Raw genomic sequence first — 7,143 nt, 5'->3', positions numbered from 1 at the left:
CGCATGGTGTAATGCGTTTTGGCCTTTTTAGCGCCTGTTGCCTCGTAAATTGCAATAATTTTCGGGTTGAAATCACCTGCCCACGACAACTCAACTTCGGTGTAATGTTTGTGCGATTTCTGTTTCATTATCTGTTCCTGGTGCCAGAAAATTCCTGATTCGATACCGGCACGCTGGTATTTTGGATCAACCCCCATCAAAAAGATCCTGGTGCGATTCATCACCTTTTTCTTTTTGTAATAAAAGAACTTTAAAATACCGGGTAAATTCAGTTTGCCGTTAAGTTTTATCAATAGCTGATTAATGTCCGGAATCATCACAAACATAGCAATCGGCTTATCTTCTGCGTACGCAAACCAGATCATTTCAGGATCAAGAATCGCTTTCGATTCGGTAAGAAAATCATACAGATCGTCCGGATCAAGCGGTTTGTAATGTTCATGATCTGACCAGGCCGCATCGTAAATGGTACAAAAATCTTTTACGAACTTATCGGTTTGTTTAAAATCGAAATGTTTGAACTGGTATTGCGGTTTTTTAGCCACCCAGCCGGCAATTTTCCAGAAACGCTCGGGAAACGGGACAGTGTAATCGAGGTGGAAACAATACTGCTCGAAATACACTTCGAAACCAAAGTTGCGAAACAGCTTTTCGTAATACTTAGGATTGTAAGGCATTCCAAAACCCTGCGGCATAAAACCATCAACCAGTAACCCCCAGTTTACGTAGTTCTCGCCAAAATTTATCGGGCCGTCCATGGCTTCCATGCCATTTTCTTTGTTCCAATCGGCAGCCGCTTTAAAAAGTGTATTTGCTGCTTCCTGGTCGTCGATGCACTCAAAAAAACCACAGCCACCTGTTGGTTGCTCGTAAGTTTTTGCCAGGTTGAAATTTATAAATGCAGCAATCCGACCGATTAAATTCCCTTTATCGTCAACTAAAATCCAACGAATAGCTTTTCCATTCCGAAAGGTTTTGTTCTTTTTCGGATCAAAAATTCCCTCAACCATCCCCTGCAAAGGAGCGGCCCAGTTTGGATCATTCTTATAAATGATGTGTGGTACTTTATGAAATTGTTTCTTCGTCTTTTTGTCAACGACCTCTAGTAACTGCATCTGTCAAATTTGTCGCAATAATAGTTTAAAAAATACAATCTGTGCCAATTTTATTCAATAATCGGTGCCCGTACAAATTCTTTGTCCCGATCGAATAAATAGCGCATTGTGCAGTGGGTTTGTGTGCGGTCGGCGCCAAACGATTTAAACATGGCATTCATCTTCGGATTAAAATCTCCGATCCAGCTCATTTCCATATCGTCGTACCACTTTTTTCGTAGCATTACTTTTTTGAGATGATGGAAAATTGCCGATTCAATTCCCTTGCCCTGGTAACCCGGAACCACACCCAAAACAATTACCCGACAACGAGTAATAGTTTTTCGTTTTTTTAGATACAGCAGTTTTAATCCTTGCCATAAACTCAGTTTGCCGGTTTTTAATTTTTGCAGAATCTGGTTCAAATCAAGTATCTGCATAAAAAAAGCAATGGGCTTTCCGTTGTGGTAGGCGTACCAAATAAATTCCTCATCGAGAATAATTTTTGCACTCGACAACATATCTTTCAACAACTGAAATTTAATCGGCTTGTAATTGCCATGATTTCCCCAGGCCTTTTCATGTATCTCAAGAAAATCACGAATACATTTATCTTGATTTTTAAACGAAAAATGCTCGAACGAATAACCCGGTTTTTTCGCCACCCATTCTGCAATTTTCCAGAACCGATCGGGCAAGTCGGGATTTGTTATATCAAGCGAGTAACTGTATTGCTCGTAGTAAGTTTTAAAACCGTAAGCTGCAAATAAATCGTTGTAATACGGTGGGTTGTAGTTCATACCAAAAGTTTGTGGTTTAAACCCGTCTTTTAGCATTCCCCAGAAAAAGAAGTTCTCATCGAAATTTACCGGGCCATCCATGGCTTCCATACCTTTTTCTTTCAGCCAATCGCGTGCAGTGTCGAAAAGTTTAAATGCCGCTTCTTCGTCGTTTACACACTCAAAAAAACCACAACATCCGGTGGGCTGATCGTAGCCCGAAGAATAATCATCGTCGTAAAAGGCGGCAATCCGACCTACTAATTTCCCATTGTTTTTTAATACCCAACGCCGTGCATCGCCTTTTTTGAAACGCCCGTTCTTTTCCGGATCAAAAGTATTTTCGACCATCATCCGAAGTTGGGGGATCCAATTCCGATCCTTCTTGTAAATTATTTCCGGTACTTTATGAAAATCATCAACCAGGTTTTTACCGGTAACCTGAATAACCTCCATACCTTTCTGGTTTATGGTTGAACAATATTCGAAAATAATACTTCGCCGTTAAAAATGAAAAAAGGACTTACCCTTTCATTCAGAATAAGTCCTCTTTTAAAATTGAATTGAGCTATCTTAATCTCGGCTCGCCAGTTTTGACAGCAGACGCAAGATTTCGAGGTACAACCAAATTAGTGTTACCATTAATCCGAAAGCCCCGTACCATTCCATATATTTTGGAGCGCCAGACTCTGCAGCCCGCTCGATAAACGAAAAGTCGAGTACTAGGTTCAGTGCTGCAACAGCAACAACAACCAGGCTAATTCCGATGCTGAGGTTTGAATTGCCGTACAAAAACGACATTTCGGCACCAAACATTCCGGCAATAAAGCTGACAAAATATACCAGTGCAATACCGGCTGTAGCAGCAAAAACGCCCATCATAAATTTTTGTGTCACCTTAATAATTCCCGAGCGATACAAAAACAGCATCACCATAAAAACGGCCAGCGTAAGCATTACGGCACGCATTACAACTCCTGAATATTGCATCTCGAATATGGCTGAGATTCCGCCAAGGAACAGCCCTTCGAAAATAGCATAAATTGGCGCCGAAATACCCGAACTCTGCGGGCGAAATACCGTTACCAAAACGGTAATAAATCCACCTATTCCGCCAATTGCCAACCACGGTCCAACAGCAGCTAAACCGGCTTCAGGATTTGTGGCAACAGCTTCAAAAAACTTATTCCAGGTAAATACTGCACCGGCAATTACCAACAGCAACATTAATGCTGTTTTATTAATGGTTCCGTTTACAGTCATTACATCCGACTGCATTGTATAATCTCTGCTAAAAACTTTTTCTTTTAAAACAGGATTTGAAGATTTTGATAGATTCATCATTTTATTCAATTAAACGTTCAGTGCTCAGTTTATTGTTTTACTGAGTCGTGACAATGATAACAAAGAACCTGCCATGAAGTTTCGGCATGACAGCTTTGCAGTTAAAGAAAGTTAATTAGTCAAAATTGCAAGACACAAGTTGCGAGTATCAAGGATCCAGTATCCAGTGAGCTATTCCTTAAATTGCTCCTGAAAATACTCACTGGTTAACTCTTCAAATAAACTCTCGCCAAGCTTCACTGCATTTTCCGATTCGCTCAACTGAAACTCTTTTGCCAACTCAATACACTGTTCATTCAGCATTTTCGAGCGGCTTCCCATTCCAACAACCGAACGATAGATTGGCGTATACAATTTTTTGTCTTTCGCCAGTGTAATCAGCTCGTCGAAAAAAGGCTCGAACATTTCGTCGATAGCTTTTTTGTCAGCTATTGCCAATCGCCCAATCAGGTGAACTCCGGTAAAACGCACCAGGTGTTTTTTGCCGCGGCACCACTCCAGCGCTTTTACAAAAGCAAATTTGCTTTTCACCCACAAATTTGTTGAGGCTTGTTCGGCAATCTCGATATTCTCGAAACTTTTTGTCCAGAAATCCATCTGTTCTTCGGTTACCTCTTCCGGGTTATCAATTAAGGTAGCCAGAATCATGGTTTCGCGCCACTGTTTGTTCCAAAGTTTTAGCGCCAGCAAATGATCAGCATCGTACGCTTCGGCAATTTCGCGCAAATCGAGCAAGGAAACTCCCCAATTCATTTTGTAGGAAATCCCGCGTTCGTTCATCGCTGTCGCAACTTCTCCGCTTTGACGCAGACGGATCACTTTTATCAGCTGCTGAAATTTCTTTTCTGTTTCGTGATTATCGAGAATAAAATCCATTATTGCTACTTTGCGTTTTACTGTTCAACGAACAAAAATATAAAAAGCACCTGTATTTCTTTGTTTTCGCGAAAAAGCTTAATCAAAGCAATTATTTTTATGATATTTACATAAAATAAAACACCGCGTTTTAAGTGCATGAGCCTTTCCAGCTATTTCAGAAATATTATCCGCCGGTTTAACCAAAGTGAGTTTTATAAAAACATTGCTTCGCTGTTTACCGGAATGGTGCTGGCCCGTGCTGTTCCATTTTTATTCGCGCTGGCAATTGCACGTTTGTATGCACCCGAACAGTTTGGCGATTTTGTACTTTACCTTACAATAGCCTCGGTGCTTTCCATCATATCCACCGGCAAATACGAAAAAGCAATTATCCTGGTTGAGACCTCAAACGAACGGAAATTAATCGGGAGTTTTGCCCAGAAAATAAATGCTGCCGTAAACTTAATTGCACTTGCTGTAGTTGGCTTATCTATCCTGGTTTGGCAGCCAGAAGAAAGCGAAAAAATACATTTGTTACTTGTTCCGTTTTACGCTTACTTTTTTAGTGCCATTCAACTGATCCGGAATATTTACATCAGCAAAAAGCAGTTTAACCGGCTATCGGTTTTAGAAATAACGAGAGCGATTTTAACGGGCGTTTTGCAATGCTCATTTTTTCTCTTCCCGTCAACCGGGTTATTTTTAGGAGCTGTAATCGCTCAGCTTTTCACCTTTTTTGTATTCTCGTTTCGGGTTGAGGAAGCAAGTTTGTTTCGCCTCGGAAAATTTAATATGGAAGAAAAGGCACTGGCACAACGCTACATTAAATTTCCGAAATTTTCGATCCTTTCAGAGGTGATGAATTTTGTAAGCAGTCAACTACCGGTCTTTCTTTTTAAACCGTTTTTTGGCGATAAAATGCTGGGGCTATATTCTTTTTCGCACCGCTACATCAGTGTGCCGGTTCAGTTGCTAAGCATTTCCATTTCCAGCGTTTATATCCAAAATGCAAAAACGCTCGAACAAACACCTGCCAAATTAAAAGAACTTACCTACTCCCTTTTCCGAAAACAAGTTTTGCTTGGCATCATTCCATTTGCCATACTTGGTTTTTGGGGGCAACAACTTTTCATCATATTTTTTGGAGAAGAATGGGCATTCTCTGGTTACCTGGCCCAGTTTATTGCGCCCTGGCTTTATTTTGTAATGCTGGGTTCGCCGCTTTCGGCAATCCTGATCGTTAAGGAAAAACAAAACGTATCGATGTGGTACAACATATTTTTGCTCATTGCCCGCATTGCCAGTTTACTGGTTGGAGGATTGATCTTAAAAGATGTTGTTTCCACCCTAATTTTGTATAGTTTGTCGGGGGTGGTATTTTTCGCGTTTTTAACGATTTACTCCTTGTTTTTGGCAGGCGTAAATTTGAAACAGGCGGGAGTTTACTTTTTAAAAATGGTACTTTTGATCATTCCAATTGCACTGCTTAAAATCTGGTTGTAAGAATGTTGTATCTCAAAAAATATAGTTGGACGACAGAAAAAAATGTCAGTGTTACCGGCTTTGCCTGGCTGGGCGAAGAATATTTTGATGGACAGGATTTTGCAGCACAAACACAAAAACACACCGCTAATTTTAGGCAATTTAAAGATTTTATTTCCCGATTGAACGGACAATTCTCTATCGTTGTAAACAACGAAAATGAAACCTGGGGCACGTGTTGTCACACCTGGAGTTTTCCGTTATTCTATAAAATAGACAAGGATAATTTTTTCATCAGCGACCAACCCGAAAAATTACAGCAAATAAAGGCTGACGAAGAAATTGATGCATTTGCATCCTCTTATTTTTTGCAATTTGGCGTAACGCCTTTTCAACAGACACTGCACAAAACCATCGCACAAATTCAACCTGGCGAAATTATTAGGTTCAAAAATAATTCGGAGGAAATAAATTCTGATTTTGCATTTCAACTTCAACAAAAACCAATTGCAGAACGCACTACAAAATATATTGCAACTCATTTCCGAACCGTTTTTGAAAAGTACTACAAGCAAATAAAAAACAAACAAATATTACTGCCGCTTACACGTGGCTACGACTCGCGTTTACTGGCTTGTCTACTGGCAGAGTTCGGTCACAAAAATGTGCTATGTGCCACATGGGGAAGAAAAAATAATAGCGAAAAACAGACTGCCCAAAAGGTGGCCGAAAAGCTTGGATTTAAGTACCGGTTTATTGAGTACAACGAAGAGTTGATTAATAATTTTAAAAGCGACCCGACATTTACCAACTATGCAAATTACGCGGGGCACTACTCGTCGATGCCGTATTTGCAGGATTACTTTTCCATAAAATTGCTGAAAGAACAAAAGCTCATCGACGAAAATACGGTGGCGCTGCCCGGTCATCCCGGCGATTTTTTACGAGGCGCCCACCTTAATAATTCAATCCTCAATCTGGAAGTATCGGAACTGGGAACTGCCTTGATAAAAACATTGGGAACTTCACTTCCGGCAAAACCTGAATTTAAAGCAACCCTGCAGGAAATCCTCGAAGAAAATCTTTTAAAACAGAAAAATATCTCTCCGGCTGAAGCCTACGAATTTTGGGATTTACAGGAGCGGCAGTGTAAGTTTATCAGCAACTCCAACCAGGTTTATTCCTTTTTCGGAGTTGATGTTTTAATGCCACTGTTTGATAAAGAAAGCCCTCAGTTTTTTGCCGGTATAAATGCCCGAAACAAAAACCGTGAGCAACTTTACAACCAAACGCTCGAAGATCATTTTTTCAAAAAACACGGAGTTGATTTTGATTTAAAGCAAATTGCAGATCAGGAAAACTCAAAACTCCAGAGGCTAAAAAACGGGATTATTAAAGCAGCACCACATCACTTAAAAACCTTGTATTACCCCATGAACGACGGAATTTTTTACCGCGAAATAACCGATCAATTGCGGCAAAACATAAAAATGAAACATCCGCTTAAACCACATTCGTTTAATGCGTACATCGTTCAATGGTATTTGCATTTTCTGGCTTCTCAATCTAAATGACAAACTATTTCG

The 7,143-nt window shown here is 40.2% G+C and carries 6 protein-coding genes; 2 read left to right on the top strand and 4 right to left on the bottom strand.

Going from position 1 to position 7,143, the window contains the following annotated elements; genetic code table 11:
* The 4 genes from QZ576_RS13980 to QZ576_RS13965 all read right to left on the bottom strand — a co-directional run.
* Positions 1-1,115 (bottom strand): GNAT family N-acetyltransferase (locus tag QZ576_RS13980; protein ID WP_297098208.1); only part of this gene is annotated, 1,115 nt, incomplete at its 3' end.
* 50 nt (positions 1,116-1,165) lie between these two features.
* Positions 1,166-2,329 (bottom strand): GNAT family N-acetyltransferase, encoded by a 1,164-nt coding sequence (locus QZ576_RS13975; RefSeq protein WP_297098206.1) that lies wholly within the window; start codon positions 2,327-2,329, stop codon positions 1,166-1,168.
* Positions 2,330-2,446: 117 nt separating this feature from the next.
* Positions 2,447-3,217 (bottom strand): Bax inhibitor-1/YccA family protein, encoded by a 771-nt coding sequence (locus QZ576_RS13970; RefSeq protein WP_297098204.1) that lies wholly within the window; start codon positions 3,215-3,217, stop codon positions 2,447-2,449.
* A 171-nt stretch (positions 3,218-3,388) separates the two neighbouring features.
* Complete coding sequence (locus QZ576_RS13965; protein WP_297098201.1) at positions 3,389-4,093, bottom strand: hypothetical protein; 705 nt, start codon at positions 4,091-4,093, stop codon at positions 3,389-3,391.
* A 138-nt stretch (positions 4,094-4,231) separates the two neighbouring features.
* Here QZ576_RS13965 and QZ576_RS13960 point away from each other — a divergent pair, with 138 nt between their 5' ends.
* The gene (locus QZ576_RS13960) at positions 4,232-5,578 is read left to right on the top strand and encodes an oligosaccharide flippase family protein (RefSeq protein WP_297098199.1); all 1,347 of its coding nucleotides are present in this window, start codon (positions 4,232-4,234) and stop codon (positions 5,576-5,578) included.
* Between the two features lie 2 nt (positions 5,579-5,580).
* Positions 5,581-7,131 (top strand): hypothetical protein, encoded by a 1,551-nt coding sequence (locus tag QZ576_RS13955; protein WP_297098198.1) that lies wholly within the window; start codon positions 5,581-5,583, stop codon positions 7,129-7,131.
* Positions 7,132-7,143 lie beyond the last annotated feature (12 nt).

Source organism: uncultured Draconibacterium sp. (assembly GCF_913060805.1).
Lineage (GTDB): Bacteria > Bacteroidota > Bacteroidia > Bacteroidales > Prolixibacteraceae > Draconibacterium.
Note: the sequence above shows the minus strand (reverse complement) of the source record. Positions and strands in the feature narration are given on the sequence as shown.